This window comes from Marinobacterium lutimaris (genome assembly GCF_900108065.1).
Classification (GTDB): Bacteria; Pseudomonadota; Gammaproteobacteria; order Pseudomonadales; family Balneatricaceae; genus Marinobacterium_D; species Marinobacterium_D lutimaris.
This window is the reverse complement of the sequence record NZ_FNVQ01000002.1, coordinates 388,702-402,460: the sequence shown is the minus strand read 5'-3', so window position 1 is coordinate 402,460 and position 13,759 is coordinate 388,702. Positions and strand designations below refer to the sequence as shown.

The following is a 13,759-nucleotide window of genomic DNA, read 5'->3' as shown; positions in this document are numbered from 1 at the left end:
GAAGCCGGATTACTCGATCACCTTGGGGACCAGGAACAGGCCGTCTTCGACCGCAGGGGCTGCCTTTTGCAGGGCTTCGCGCTGGTTGGTTTCGGTCACGGTGTCGGCTCGTAGGCGCTGTACCGCGTCCAGCGGGTTGGCCAGAGGGGCGACGCCGCTGGTGTCCGTCTGCTGCATCTGGTCGATCAGGTTAAGGATATTAGAGAGGTTTTCGGTGTAGGCGGGGATATCGCTTTCATCGATCTGGAGGCGTGCCAGATGGGCGATACGTTCCACGTCGGATCGGTCCAGAGACATAAGTCCGCTTCTCGCTGTCTAAACGTTCGGGATAGGGATTAGAAGCGCAGTAAGTTACCACATTTGTTCCTTGCCCAAAATCCCCGCCATTGTTAGAGTTATCGCCTTTCAGGACTTCTGGCCAATACTGTCGCCCGGCCCGTGTTCATCCCGTGGCGGCCAGCTGGCAAACCTCAGGGTATCCGCTTCTCATGTTCAAAAAAATCCGTGGTCTTTTCTCCAGTGACCTGTCCATCGACCTGGGCACCGCTAACACCCTTATATACGTTCGGGATCAGGATATCGTCCTTAATGAACCCTCAGTGGTTGCGATTCGCGTTAATGGAAACCAGAAATCGGTTGCAGCTGTAGGCGCCGATGCAAAACGTATGCTCGGCCGTACGCCGGGTAACATCACTGCCATCCGACCGATGAAAGACGGCGTAATCGCCGACTTCCACGTGACCGAGAAGATGCTGCAGTACTTTATCAGCAAGGTACACGACAACTCCTTCCTGACGCCGAGCCCGCGTGTCCTGGTCTGCGTTCCGTGCAAATCCACCCAGGTTGAGCGTCGCGCTATCAAGGAATCGGCTATCGGTGCCGGTGCCCGTGAGGTGTACCTGATCGAAGAACCGATGGCAGCTGCTATTGGCGCAGGCATGCCGGTGGATGAAGCCAGTGGTTCCATGGTGGTGGATATAGGTGGTGGCACCACCGAAATCGCGGTGATTTCACTGAACGGTATCGTCTATGCGGAGTCTGTACGTGTAGGTGGCGACCGTTTTGACGAGGCGATTGTTACCTATGTGCGTCGCAACTACGGCAGCCTGATCGGTGAAGCGACCGCTGAGCGGATCAAGCAGGAAGTCGGCACCGCCTATCCGACCTCGGAAGTGTTCGAGATCGACGTGCGTGGCCGCAACCTGGCCGAAGGTATTCCGCGCAGCTTTACGCTGAACTCCAACGAGATTCTCGAAGCGCTGCAGGAGCCGCTGTCTTCGATCGTCCAGGCCGTTAAAAGCGCGCTGGAACAGTGTCCGCCGGAACTGGCTGCCGACATCGCCGAGCACGGTGTCGTGCTGACCGGCGGTGGTGCGCTGCTGCGTAACATCGATCGTCTGATCAGCGAAGAAACCGGCCTGCCGGTTGTGATCGCCGAAGAGCCGCTGACTTGCGTGGCTCGTGGTGGTGGCAAGGCGCTGGAGATGCTGGACAAGCAATCGTTTGAACTGCTGACTTACGAATAATAACGATGTGACCTGTTTTCGACTGGCCGTCGGCGTGAGTGTCGGCGGTTTCGAGTCAAAACCGGAGGTCTGTTATCAAGACTATTTTTAGAGGGGGGGCACCGCGTGCCCTCTTTGTCGTTCTGATACTGTTCGCGGTACTGCTGATCATCTCCGACCTTAACTGGTCGAAGATGCGTGAAGGCCGTGCCTGGATGTCTCTGGTGGTGACGCCGCTGCAGTGGCTGGTGGATCTGCCGTCCCGTGCCGCCGACAACCTGTCGGGGGTTCTCGTATCCCGTACTACGCTGCTTAGCGATAACGAACGTCTGCGTACCGAAGCGCTGCAGCTGGAACGCAAGGTGCAGCAGAACGCCTCGTTAATGGCCGAAAACATCCGTCTGCGTGAGCTGCTCGATGCCGGCCAGCGTGTCGATGAACCTGTGCGCCTGGTGGAGCTGATCGGTGTTAATCCCGATCCTTTCCAGCATGAGGTAATCATCAACCACGGTTCCGAGGATAACGTCTACGACGGTCAGCCGGTACTCGATGCCGGTGGCGTGATGGGGCAGGTGGTGTCGCTATCTCACTATACCGCCCGTGTCATGCTGATCACTGATGCCCGTGCTGCTATCCCTGTAGAGGTTAATCGCAACGGTTTTCGTGCCATTGCACTGGGTAAGGGCGTGCTGGGCGAACTTGAGCTTGAGCACGTTCCCGATACCGCGGATGTGCGCGAGGGTGATCTGCTGGTGACCTCTGGACTTGGCGGCCGTTTCCCGCGGGGGTACCCGGTCGGCACCGTGAGTGAAGTTGTACGCGATCCCGGTCAGCAGTTTGTTCAGGTCCGGGCGCAGCCCTCGGCGCGGCTCGACAAAAGCCGTCATCTGTTGCTGGTGGGTGATAAACCCCGGTTGAAGGAGATCCCGGCGGAGGTTGCCAGTGAGTGAGGAGCGCGCCGGCGGCGGGCTGATCATTTTCGGCACCTTTATTATCGGTCTGGTACTGAGCCAGATTCCGATGCCCGATATGCTGATCTGGGCGCGCCCGGCCTGGGTGGTGCTGGTGCTTATTTACTGGGTCATGGCGCTGCCACACCGCATCGGCGTGGGCAGTGCCTTCCTGTTGGGTCTGGTGATGGACCTGGTGCGCGGCTCGGTGCTCGGTCTTAATGCGTTGTCGATGACCATCATCGCCTTCCTGGTGCTCATTCTCTACAAACGGATGCGGATGTTCCCGCTCTGGCAGCAGTCCTCCCTTATTCTGGTCCTTATCGGTATCAATCAGTTACTCTTCCACTGGATGCAGGGTATTACCGGTACTACCAGCGATTCCCTGTTGTTTCTGCTGCCCGCTGCGATCAGCGCGCTGGTCTGGCCCTGGCTTTTCCTTTTGCTACGCAGTGTGCGCCGAGTTTTCCGTATAGCCTGACCCAAGGATCATCATGGCCCAGCTGATACTGGCTTCCGCCTCTCCCCGTCGTAGAGAACTGCTTGCCCAGATCGGCATCGGCCTGGAAATCAAGCCGGTGGACCTGGATGAAACGCCCCGCAGTGGCGAGTCGCCACGGGATTATGTGGCGCGCCTGGCACTGGAAAAAGCCCAGGCCGGCTACCTGGCCGGTGGTGAGACGTTGCCTGCCCTGGGCTCGGATACGGCAGTGATTCTGGACGGCGAGATTCTCGGCAAACCGCTCGATGAAGAGGATGCGGTGCGCACGCTGCTACGTCTGTCCGGGCGCAGTCACCAGGTGATGACGGGCGTGGCGGTTACCGACCGGGAACATAGCCGGGTCGAGGTCGTCATAACTGATGTGAGCTTCGCGCCGATCAGCGAATCTCAGGCTCGCGCCTACTGGGCCAGCGGAGAGCCCGCCGACAAGGCCGGCAGCTACGGTATTCAGGGACTCGGTGCGGTGTTTGTCGAGTCGATAAATGGCAGCTACTCCGCCGTGGTGGGGCTGCCATTGGCACAAACAGCGGCCATACTAAAAGAATTCAATATAAAGATCTGGCAATAGCCGGACGCGAGTGCCTGACGGCTAAGGGAACGGCATGGGTGAAGAGATTCTGATCAACTTTACACCGATGGAAACACGGGTAGCCGTAATCGAAAACGGCATGCCGCAGGAGATCTACGTCGAGCGCGTCAAGCGCCGCGGCATCGTCGGTAATATCTACAAGGGTAAGGTGGTTCGGGTGCTGCCCGGCATGCAGGCGGCCTTTGTCGATATAGGCCTTGAGAGAGCCGCATTTATTCATGTGGACGAGGTGGTCGACCAGAGTCAGATGGCGCCGGGCGAGGCTCGCAGTAATCTGTCGATAGCACAGGTTCTGCGTGAAGGCCAGTCGCTGCTGGTACAGGTGACCAAGGACCCGATCGGTACCAAGGGTGCCCGCCTGACCACGCACCTGTCGATTCCCTCCCGCTATCTGGTGTTGATGCCGGGCAGTTCGCATATCGGCGTATCCCAGCGCATCGAGGATGCCGAAGAGCGTGAACGCCTGCGCGGCTTGATTCAGCAGCTCACCGAAGACGAGGACGAAGGGGAGAAAAGCTGCGGTTTTATCCTGCGTACCGTGGCTGAGCGAATCAGCAGCGCGGAGCTCTCCTCCGATATCCAGTTTTTGCGCCGTCTCTGGGCCAATATCCAGCAGCGCATAGAGAAAGTTCAGGCGCCGGCCACGGTTTACGAGGACCTGCCGCTGAATATGCGCGCCCTGCGCGATATGGCTCATGCCGGTGTCGAGCGTATACGTATCGATTCCCGCGAGACCTTCCAGAAGGCGATCGATTTCTCCCGCTCTCTGGTGCCTGAGATCGAAGACAAGCTGGAGTACTACCCGGGCGAGCGGCCGATCTTCGACCTCTTCAATGTGGAAGAGGAGGTGCAGAAAGCGCTGGGTCGCAAGGTGGAGCTTAAATCCGGCGGCTACCTGATTTTCGATCAGACCGAAGCGATGACTACCGTCGATGTGAATACCGGTGGTTTTGTCGGGCACCGCAATCTGGAAGAAACCATCTTCAAGACTAACCTGGAGGCGGCCACCGCTATCGGTCGTCAGCTGCGCCTGCGTAACCTGGGCGGCATCATCATTATCGATTTTATCGACATGGAAGATGTGGACCACCAGCGCCAGGTGCTGCGTACCCTGGAGCGGGTTCTAGAAAAGGACTACGCCAAGTGCAAGGTGACCGGTGTCTCTGAGCTGGGCCTGGTCGAGATGACCCGCAAGCGCACCAGGGAGAGCCTGGAGCAGGTGCTCTGCGAGCCATGTCAGCAGTGCGAGGGGCGCGGTTCCATCCGTACGGCGGAAACCGTCTGTTATGAAATATTCCGTGAGATTCTGCGGCAGCATCGCGCCTATGACACCGATTCCTACCTGGTATTGGCGGCGCAGCGGGTTGTGGATTACCTGCTTGATGATGCCTCGGATCACGTGGCCGAACTTGAAGTGTTTATTGGCAAGACGATCCGTTTCCAGGTTGAACCTCTTTATAACCCGGAACATTTCGACGTTGTTCTGCGCTAGGGACGCGCGCTTTTCATGATCAAAGCCTCGGTCAAGCACCTGCTCTGGTGGAGCCTCATGGCGGCAATGCTGTTGGGGCTGCTGTTGATCGGGCTGCGCCTGGCGCTGCCGCAGCTGGGCAGCTACCGCGAAGAGATCGCGGAATATCTTGGTAGTCGCCTTGGCGTTGATCTGAATATCGCCTCGCTTGATGCCCGTTGGGATGGTTATTTTCCCAGTGCAACGGTGCATCAGCTCAGGGTCAGCAGTGCCGGTGCCTCGGGGCCTGAAGCGCGTCTTGAAATATCACGAATCGATGTGAAACTCGATCCCTGGCGCTCTCTGCTGGGCTGGCAGCCGGTATTTAAACAGCTGGATCTGGTGGCCCCCCACGGCTTCTGGCGTCAGCACGATGGCCAGTGGCTGCACAGGCCCGGTGCGGGTGATAGCAGCGGTGCCGGAAATAGCAGCGGAATGACCGAGGAGGGCTGGAGCCGTCTGCTGAATCTGTTGCTGAGCCAGCCCCAGGTTGGTATTCGTGGCGCCGATCTGTTGCTGCAGCCTGAGCAGGGTGAGCCGCGTCGACTGACGGGGATCGATGGGCTACTGGAGAATGTGAACGACGAGCATCAGCTCAGCGGTTCGCTGCGCATCGCGGCTCTGGGAGAGGATACCCGGCTTGAGTTCGCGGTCCAGTTCCAGGGCACGCCGACCGATCCGCTGCTGGGGGACTATCCCTTCTACCTGAAGTTGGATTCTCTGGGGCCGGAACTGCTGACGCTGACCGATTTCGACCTGCCTCTGAGCAGGCTGCGCGCCGGTACCGAGTTTTGGGGGCACTGGAGTCTTGGGCGTCTGGCCGAACTGCAGGGACGACTCGCGGTGGGCGATCTGGCCTATGGTGAGGAAGGGCGCGAGTTCCAACTCAGTAATAGCACCCTGGACTTTGCACTGATGCCGCTGGCGGATGATGCCGGAGGTTTTCAGCTGCAGCTGAATAACATCCACCTTAACTCCGCCGAGACCCCGTTCGATCTGTCGCAACTGGCAGTGGAAGGCCATCTGCAAGGCAAGCATTTCCGGCCTGGTCGTGTGCTTATACCCAAGCTGGAGCTCGCGCCTCTGAACGCTTGGCTTGCGCAGCAGGCGCTGTTGCCGCAGCAGGCAGTGCAGGCGCTGACCGAGCTGTCGCCCACGGGCAGCTTGTCCAATATCGAGCTCGTCTGGGAGCCGGGGGCGCCGCTAAAGGCGTTTGCAGCCAGGGCTGACGCCCAGGGTGTCGGTATGCACGGCTATTATGGTGCACCTGCCATTGAGGGGGCTTCAGGTCTGCTTGAGGCCGATATCGAGGGCGGGCGACTCAGTCTGCGCAGCGATGATTTCGCGCTTCACTTTCCCAAACTTTACCAGCAGGGCTGGCATTTCAGCGCTGCTCAGGGCGTTATCAGCTGGCAACTGCGTAACGATGGGGCGCTCATATCCAGCGAGCTGCTTCACCTTAATGATGACAAGGTCAGCGCGGAAGGCCGCTTTAGCATCGATATTCCCTACAGCCGTGAAGAGCAGACCGAACTGACGCTGATGATCGGTATGCGTGACAGTGATGGCAGCCAGGCGCAGCGCTTCACGCCGGCCCACGAGGTTGGGCAGGGGCTGTATGACTGGCTGGGTCGCGCGATCAAGCAGGGGCATGTGCGTCAGGCAGGCCTGGTGCTGCATGGCGGAACGCGCAGGCTTGAGCCGCGCAGGCTGCCCACGGTGCAGCTGTTTTTCGATATTGATGATGCACGCATGGATTACGATCCGAACTGGCCCGAGGTCAGTGATGCCGAGCTGTTCCTGTTTATTCACAATGGTGATCTGCGTGCGGATGTGCGCAGCGGCAAGGTGATGAATACCCAGGTGGAATCTGGCTGGGCCTACAAGCCGCTGCATGATGATCGACTGCAACTGGCATTTCAGCTTGCAGGCCCGGCCAGCGACGTGAACACGCTGCTGGCGCTGGAGCCGCTGCAGGAACGCGTCGGCAGGGGGATGGAAGACTGGCATCTTGAGGGTGACTTAACGACAGCCTTGCGCCTCTCTGTGCCGGTGGTGCATCACGAGGGCGAGCCGGTACCTGAGCCGGGTGTCTGGGTGCAGTCCAGTCTCAGCAACGGTGGGCTGGGGTCTGAGGCTCTGCGTCTGGAACTGAGTCAGCTCAGTGGCGATATCAGCTTTTCCATGGATAAGGGCTTAAACAGTGACAATCTCCGTGCGCGGGCGTTTGACCGTGATGTGACCGGCCGTATAGAGACGCTGAATGGCATAACCACGGTGCAGATAGACGGCTCGGCACAGATGCCTGAGGTCCAGGAGTGGAGCGGCGTCGACGTACTTCGGCTTGTTTCGGGCGAGTTGGACTACAAGGCCCTGCTGCTGCTTTGTAACGGTCAGCCCAAGTGTGTGAATCGCTTCGAGCTCACATCCTCCCTGGCAGGCGTGGCGGTGGATCTGCCGGCGCCGTTTGGCCTTAAGGCCGAAACCGAACGTAATCTTAGGGTACGCATACCGCTGGCAAGCTCCGAGCTGGATTTTGATTATGGCGGCTTGATTGGCGGGGCGTTTGATCTTTCCGGTGGCCCCCTGCGCGGTAGCCTGAAACTCGGTGAAGGTCAGCCCGTACTGCCCTCGGACAACGGCATTTTTGTTGATGGCGCACTCCAGCAGCTGGAGCTTGGCGATATCAACGAGCTGCTCGATCGTCTTGAGTCCACCGGCACAATGGCTGCCAGGGGCAGTGTTGGGGATAAGACCGCTGCCAGTGAAGGTGCAGGCAGCGCAGAGAACCCACTGCGCCGGGTGGTCCTCGATATCGGGCGCTTTGATATCGGTGGTTTCGCGGTCAAAGATGTTCGTGCCCAGCTGACGCCGGCGGACGTGGGGTGGCTGTTGCAGCTCTCTGGCCCCGAGGCTCAGGGGCAGATTATCCTGCCGGATGACGATCAGCCGGTAGAGGTGGCGCTGGAGCATCTGCTGATATCGCCGCCCGATCCCTATCTCAATCCTGAGCAAGGTGAAGAGGCTGGCCTCTCCGCATCGGTGAAGCAGCAGGAGGTGCTTCCGCTTGGCGATTTGCCCGAGGTCGATCTGTCGGTGCTTGATCTGGTCTACAAGGATATGCCGCTGGGGCGCTGGAATCTGAAACTCAGGCCCAGGGGTAGCGAGATTGAGCTGCAGGATATCCGCGGCGATCTGGATCAGCTGAAGGTGCGTGGTGAGATCAGCTGGCATCATGGCGAGCGCGATCACACTGGTATGACGTTGAAGCTGGAAGGTCAGGATATAGGCCGCCAGTTGGAGCTCTGGGGGCTGGATAAAACCCTCGATAGCCAGATGCTTGAGTCTGACCTTCAACTGGAGTGGCAGGGGACTCCCTGGGATATCAATGCGGCCAGCCTGGACGGCTCCGCGCAGCTGTTGCTAAAGGATGGACACCTGATCGAATCCGGCAACAGTGCCAATCTGCTGCGTGTATTTGGCATTCTGAACTTCAATACCCTGGGGCGGCGTTTGCGACTGGACTTCAGTGATCTGGTTGAGAAAGGTGTGGCTTTTGACCGCCTTGCTGCGGATTACCGCTTCGATAAGGGGCTCGCCAGCAGTGTAACGCCGCTACTGATGGAGGGGCCGTCAGCGAACCTGCGTGCCTCCGGCAGTATCGATTTCAACAACGAGACCGTCGACAAGGATATCGACGTAGTGCTGCCGCTCACCAGTAACGTGCCCTTTGCGGCGGTGCTGTTGGGCGCCCCGCAGGTAGCGGGTGCGGTGTTCCTGATCGACAAGTTGATCGGCGATAAGCTGGAGCAGGTGACTACCTTGGGTTATCACCTCAGTGGCGACTGGGGTGACCCTAAGGTCGAGCTCGATACCGCACCACCACCGCAGAAGGAGTCCGTTTTCCCATGACGCGAGCGGCCGTAATACAGATGGTTTCCACGGCGGAACTGTCCGCCAACCTCGAAAGTGCGGGCAGACTGCTTGGTGAGGCCGCCGATGGTGGCGCCAGGCTGGCGCTGCTGCCGGAAAACTTTGCCCTGTTTGATAGCAGCCTGGCGCGTGATTTAGCGGAATCCGAATATCGGGACCGGTTGCTCTCTCAGTGGCTGGGCGAACAGGCAAGGCGGCTGGGGATCTGGCTGGTGGCGGGGAGTCTGCCGGCGATCGACCGTGCCGATGGCAGCCTGATCGAAGATGGTCGTGTGCGCAGCCGTATGCTGGTGGTCGATGATCGTGGCGAAGTTGTCGCCCGCTATGACAAACGTCATCTGTTTGATGTGGATGTGGGCGACGCCCAGTCGCGCTATAGAGAGTCCGACAGGTTCGAGCCAGGTGATGAGCCGGCAGTCGTGGATTCACCGGTCGGGATGTTGGGCCTGAGTATCTGTTACGACCTGCGCTTTCCGCTGCATTACCAGCGCCTGCGTGATTTGGGAGCCGAGGTGATGCTGGTGCCTTCGGCCTTTACCGCGGTGACCGGTGAGGCGCACTGGGAGGTACTGCTGAGAGCGCGGGCGATCGAAACCCAGTGTTACTGCCTGGGAGCTGACCAGGGTGGTCAGCACACGCCGACGCGTCTCACCTGGGGGCATTCGATGATTGTGTCTCCCTGGGGAGAGGTACTGGGTTGTCAGGAACGTGGCGAGGGTGTCGTGCTGGCCGATATCGATCTGGCGGGACTGCGCCGGCAGCGTGATCAGATGCCGGTGTGGCAGCACCGGCAGGATCGTTGCTGAGTGCGGGGACGCAGCGCCGAGGTCAGCTCTTCTCGCTGAGTTCACGCAGGTAGCGGAACAGTTTACGCGCCTGGGCGGGCGGCTTGTTCTGCTCGCGCTCTTTCTTGGCGTTGCGCACCAGTTGGCGCAGGTGCTGTATATCGGCGCCAGGATGCTCTTCGATATAGCGCTGTAATACATCGTTATCGCCGTCGATCAGCCGCTCACGCCACTGTTCCAGGGCGTGAAAGTGCTGGTTGTGGGCGGCCGATGCAGAGTCGAAGCGCTCAAGCACCTCGGCAATCGCTTCTGCATCTTCGGTACGCATCAGCTTGCCGATAAACTGCAGGTGGCGCTTGCGGGCGCCGTGGGCGCTGATGCGGCTCATCTCTGTAACGGCTTCCGCCAGACGCTCGCCCATGGGAACCTGTTTCTGCTGGTCGGGACGCAGCTCGGTGATACGCTTGCCCAACTCCTGCAGCGCTTCCATGTCGCGTTTGATCTGGGACCGGCTTGGGCCCCAATCCTCTTCGTCGGACTCGAAATCCGGCTTATCGTTAAAGTTGCTCATAAACCTAACCAAAAAACAGGGTCGCCAGACCCAGGAATGCGAAGAAACCCACCACGTCGGTGATGGTCGTCAGTAGCACGCTGCCGGCCAGCGCAGGATCTATCCCGGCCGATTTAAGTGCCATCGGCAGCAGAGTGCCTGCCATTGCGCCGGCCAGCAGGTTGATCACTATGGCCAGCGCGATCACTATGCCTACCGTGGTGTCGCCAAACCAGACCACAGCGACCGCCGCGACGACCAGTGCCCAGAGGGTGCCGTTAAGTGCGCCGGCAATCAGTTCGCGGTTGAACAGCCAGCCGATATTACCACGTTCGATATGACCCAGCGCCTGCCCGCGAATAACCAGTGTAAGAGTCTGGCTGCCGGCGATGCCGCCCATGGAAGCGACGATCGGCATCAGTACCGCCAGGGCCACCACCTGCTCCAGTGTGCCTTCGAACAGACCGATGACCGCAGAGGCGATGAATGCCGTGATCAGGTTGATACCCAGCCATACCGCGCGACGGCGGGTGGTGCGTAATACCGGGGCGAAGGTGTCCTCGTCTTCGTCCAGCCCTGCCATGCTCATCAGTGAGTGATCGGCATCCTCACGGATGACATCGACCACGTCATCGATGGTGATTCGGCCCAGCAGTTTACCGCTTTCGTCCACCACCGGGGCGGAGACCAGGTCCTCATCCTCAAACAGCCGCGCGACCTCCTGGTCGGGCAGGGTGGCGGGGATTGCGGCCTGCTCGGTGCGCATGATCTCGCGCACCATCACCTGAGGATCGGAAGTCAGCAGGCGGGTCAGTGGCAGCACGCCGATGAAGGAGTCCTTGCGGCTGACCACGAACAGGCTGTCGGTATCCTGGGGTACGTCAGTGTGGCGGCGCAGATAGCGCAGTACCGTTTCCACCGTAATATCCGGGCGGATGGTGACCGTGTCGGTGTTCATCAGACCGCCGGCGGTATCTTCCGGATAGGAGAGCAGCTTTTCGACACGCTTGCGGTTCTGCTTGTCCATGATGCGCAGAACCTCTCTCATCAGCCGCTCAGGCATCTGCTGCATCATGTCGGCCATATCGTCCGAATCCAGCCCTTCGGTGGCCGCGAGCAGTTCGCTGGCGTCCATGCGGCTGACGATATCGGCCTGGACATCGTCGCCCAAGTGCTGAAGTACCTTGCCCTCATTCTCCTTGCTGACCAGGTTCCAGAGAATCTGGCGTTCGCGCGGCGGGGTCTTTTCCAGCAGCTTGGCTGCTTCGACCGGGCGCAGGCCTTTATTGAGCATAAAGCGCATGCGTTTCAGCTCGCCGCTGTCCAGGGCGCTGCTGAGTTGGTCGAGGGTGTTGTTGTGTTCGGGCTGAGTGCTCATGCCGGGTAGATCGCTGCGCTCGTGGAGTAGGGCTTGTGTACCGGGAAGTATAGCGGCGCGGAAGGGCGGTGGATCTACTCGGGCTCGTCGAAGCGGTTGTTTATCAGGGTTTCGATCGCTTCGATCGCGGCGTCTTCATCCTCACCTGAAATACGGAAGATGAGATCGGTTCCCTTGGAGGCGGCCAGCATCATCACGGCCATAATGCTTTTGCCATCGACTTCGCGGCCATCCTTTACGATCTTAATCTCGCTGGAAAAATGCCCAGTGGTGTTGATCAGCTTGGCGGCAGCCCGAGCGTGGAGGCCGAGTTTATTGATGATTGTGAGTTGTTTTTCGATCATCGGGTTTCCTGGTGGCGGGGCTGTCAGGTCAGTTCGCGGTGACGGACGTGAACATTATCCATAAGTTGGCCGAAATGACCAGCCAGATGCTCTGCGATATAGACCGACCGGTGCTGGCCGCCGGTGCAGCCGATGCCGATGGTGATGTAGCTGCGGTTGTTCTGCTTGAACAGCGGTATCCAGCGTTCCAGGAAATCGCGAATATCGCCGATCAGTTGGGGAACCTCCGGTGCGCTTTCGAGGAAGTCGATAACCGCCTGGTCGCGCCCGGTAAAGCGGCGTAGATCTGGTATCCAGTAGGGATTGGGCAGCATGCGCACGTCGAAAGTGAAGTCCACGTCCAGCGGTACGCCATGCTTGAAGCCGAAGGACTCGAACTGGATCGATAGATCCTGTTCGCTACGCTGGGCGATACGCAGCTTGATACTGTCGCGCAGTTCGTAGAGTGTCATTCGGGTGGTATCGATACGTATATCAGCGATGCTGGCGATCGGTTCGAGCAGTTCGCGTTCGTAGCTGATCGCTTCCTGCAGTCCTGACTGGCTGGTAGACAGCGGGTGTTTGCGCCGGGTGGCGCTGTAGCGTTTGATCAGGGTCGGTTCGGCGGCATCCAGATAGAGGATCTCGCAACTGAGATCCTCACGTTTGCCTAGCTCGGCAATGATGCCGGGAAAGGCGTCCAGATTGCTGACCAGGTTGCGTGCGTCGATGCTGACTGCCAGACGACCGGGGTGTTCCGGGTCGTCCAGCATCTGTTCGATCAGGTCAGGGAGCAGTCGCGCCGGCAGATTGTCGATGCAGTAGAAATCCACATCTTCAAGTGCCTGCAGGGCCGTGCTTTTGCCGGACCCTGACCGGCCGCTGATAACGACCAGTTTCATCAGCCCCCCAGAGTCTCCGCAAGGGCGACGAAGGTTGAGTAAAGCTCGGCGTTGCTTGAGCAGCTGCGCAGCTTGTCGCGCACATCGCTCTGGCTGAACAGCTCGGCCAAACCCGCCAGGGTCTGCAGATGTTCCTCGGCGCCATCTTCAGGCACCAGCAGGAAGCAAAGCAGGTCCACCGGCTTGTTGTCGATGGCATCGAAGTCTATCGGTTCGGCCAGCGTCATCAGCAGTGCGACCGCGTTGCCACAGCCGGCCAGGCGGCAGTGAGGGATTGCCACACCGTCCCCAATACCGGTACTGCCTAACCGTTCCCGGTTCAGCAGGCCAGAGAAAATCTCTTCCGAGGGGGGATTTGCAGACTGGCCAGCGAGAGTATCGCTGGCCAGTTCGAGGGCTCTTTTTTTGCTAACGACATCGGCGTGACAAAGTATGCGCGATTCGTTAAGCAGTTCAGTTAATTTCATTATCTGACAGGAGCGTCCGGTTTTCGGTTTATTTGTGCGCCTTCATCTTTTCCTTGTGCTTGATGATCTGGCGATCAAGTTTATCCACCAGTCCGTCGATGGCTGCATACATATCGTCGTGTTCGTGAGTCGCGAAAATCTGGCCGCCGGCAAGGTGAAGGTCGGCTTCGGCCTGTTGACGCTGCTTCTCAACGCTCAGAGTCACCTGGGTGTTGGTGATGTTATCGAAGTGGCGCTCCAGTTTGTCAAACTTAGTACGAACATAGTCGTTGAGGGCATCGGTCAGTTCGACATGATGGCCAGTGATGTTGATCTGCATACGTTTTCTCCTAGTCACAATGCACGCTTTTTTATCGTGCTTTCCA

14 protein-coding genes are annotated in these 13,759 nt (G+C 59.1%); 7 read left to right on the top strand and 7 right to left on the bottom strand.

Annotated elements, in window-relative coordinates:
* Positions 1 to 9: 9 nt before the first annotated feature.
* Positions 10 to 297, bottom strand: a complete 288-nt coding sequence (gatC, locus tag C4S72_RS12290) for an Asp-tRNA(Asn)/Glu-tRNA(Gln) amidotransferase subunit GatC (RefSeq protein ID WP_104003412.1) — start codon at positions 295 to 297, stop codon at positions 10 to 12.
* 191 nt (positions 298 to 488) lie between these two features.
* Between gatC and C4S72_RS12285 the strand changes: the two genes are divergently transcribed.
* The 7 genes from C4S72_RS12285 to C4S72_RS12255 are packed head-to-tail and all read left to right on the top strand — an operon-like array spanning position 489 to position 9,795.
* Positions 489 to 1,526: a rod shape-determining protein gene (locus C4S72_RS12285; protein WP_104003411.1), complete on the top strand. Its 1,038-nt coding sequence runs from the start codon at positions 489 to 491 to the stop codon at positions 1,524 to 1,526.
* 38 nt (positions 1,527 to 1,564) lie between these two features.
* Complete coding sequence (gene mreC, locus C4S72_RS12280) at positions 1,565 to 2,455, top strand: rod shape-determining protein MreC (protein WP_235009134.1); 891 nt, start codon at positions 1,565 to 1,567, stop codon at positions 2,453 to 2,455.
* On the top strand, positions 2,448 to 2,936 hold the full coding sequence (mreD, locus tag C4S72_RS12275; protein WP_104003410.1) for a rod shape-determining protein MreD: 489 nt from the start codon (positions 2,448 to 2,450) through the stop codon (positions 2,934 to 2,936). Before mreC ends, mreD begins: the two co-directional genes overlap by 8 nt.
* A 13-nt stretch (positions 2,937 to 2,949) precedes the next feature.
* On the top strand, positions 2,950 to 3,525 hold the full coding sequence (locus tag C4S72_RS12270) for a Maf family protein (RefSeq protein WP_104003409.1): 576 nt from the start codon (positions 2,950 to 2,952) through the stop codon (positions 3,523 to 3,525).
* A 34-nt stretch (positions 3,526 to 3,559) separates the two neighbouring features.
* Positions 3,560 to 5,038 (top strand): ribonuclease G, encoded by a 1,479-nt coding sequence (rng, locus tag C4S72_RS12265; RefSeq protein WP_104003408.1) that lies wholly within the window; start codon positions 3,560 to 3,562, stop codon positions 5,036 to 5,038.
* A gap of 15 nt (positions 5,039 to 5,053) precedes the next feature.
* Positions 5,054 to 8,968 carry a YhdP family protein gene (locus C4S72_RS12260; protein WP_104003407.1) on the top strand — a complete coding sequence of 1,305 codons (3,915 nt, stop codon included), beginning with the start codon at positions 5,054 to 5,056 and terminating at the stop codon, positions 8,966 to 8,968.
* The gene (locus C4S72_RS12255) at positions 8,965 to 9,795 is read left to right on the top strand and encodes a carbon-nitrogen hydrolase family protein (RefSeq protein ID WP_104003406.1); all 831 of its coding nucleotides are present in this window, start codon (positions 8,965 to 8,967) and stop codon (positions 9,793 to 9,795) included. Before C4S72_RS12260 ends, C4S72_RS12255 begins: the two co-directional genes overlap by 4 nt.
* 22 nt (positions 9,796 to 9,817) lie before the next feature.
* Here C4S72_RS12255 and yjgA read toward each other — a convergent pair whose 3' ends face one another.
* From yjgA to hpf, 6 genes are all read right to left on the bottom strand, one after another.
* Positions 9,818 to 10,345 (bottom strand): ribosome biogenesis factor YjgA, encoded by a 528-nt coding sequence (gene yjgA / locus C4S72_RS12250; RefSeq protein WP_104003405.1) that lies wholly within the window; start codon positions 10,343 to 10,345, stop codon positions 9,818 to 9,820.
* A 4-nt stretch (positions 10,346 to 10,349) separates the two neighbouring features.
* A complete protein-coding gene (gene mgtE / locus C4S72_RS12245; RefSeq protein ID WP_104003404.1) occupies positions 10,350 to 11,702 on the bottom strand; it encodes a magnesium transporter in 1,353 nt (450 codons plus the stop codon).
* A gap of 74 nt (positions 11,703 to 11,776) precedes the next feature.
* Positions 11,777 to 12,046, bottom strand: coding sequence for an HPr family phosphocarrier protein (locus tag C4S72_RS12240; protein WP_104003403.1), 270 nt, complete (start codon positions 12,044 to 12,046; stop codon positions 11,777 to 11,779).
* A gap of 23 nt (positions 12,047 to 12,069) precedes the next feature.
* A complete protein-coding gene (rapZ, locus tag C4S72_RS12235; protein ID WP_104003402.1) occupies positions 12,070 to 12,927 on the bottom strand; it encodes an RNase adapter RapZ in 858 nt (285 codons plus the stop codon).
* Positions 12,927 to 13,394 carry a PTS sugar transporter subunit IIA gene (locus C4S72_RS12230; RefSeq protein WP_104003401.1) on the bottom strand — a complete coding sequence of 156 codons (468 nt, stop codon included), beginning with the start codon at positions 13,392 to 13,394 and terminating at the stop codon, positions 12,927 to 12,929. Before C4S72_RS12230 ends, rapZ begins: the two co-directional genes overlap by 1 nt.
* Before the next feature lie 28 nt (positions 13,395 to 13,422).
* Complete coding sequence (gene hpf, locus C4S72_RS12225) at positions 13,423 to 13,713, bottom strand: ribosome hibernation promoting factor (RefSeq protein WP_104003400.1); 291 nt, start codon at positions 13,711 to 13,713, stop codon at positions 13,423 to 13,425.
* Positions 13,714 to 13,759 lie beyond the last annotated feature (46 nt).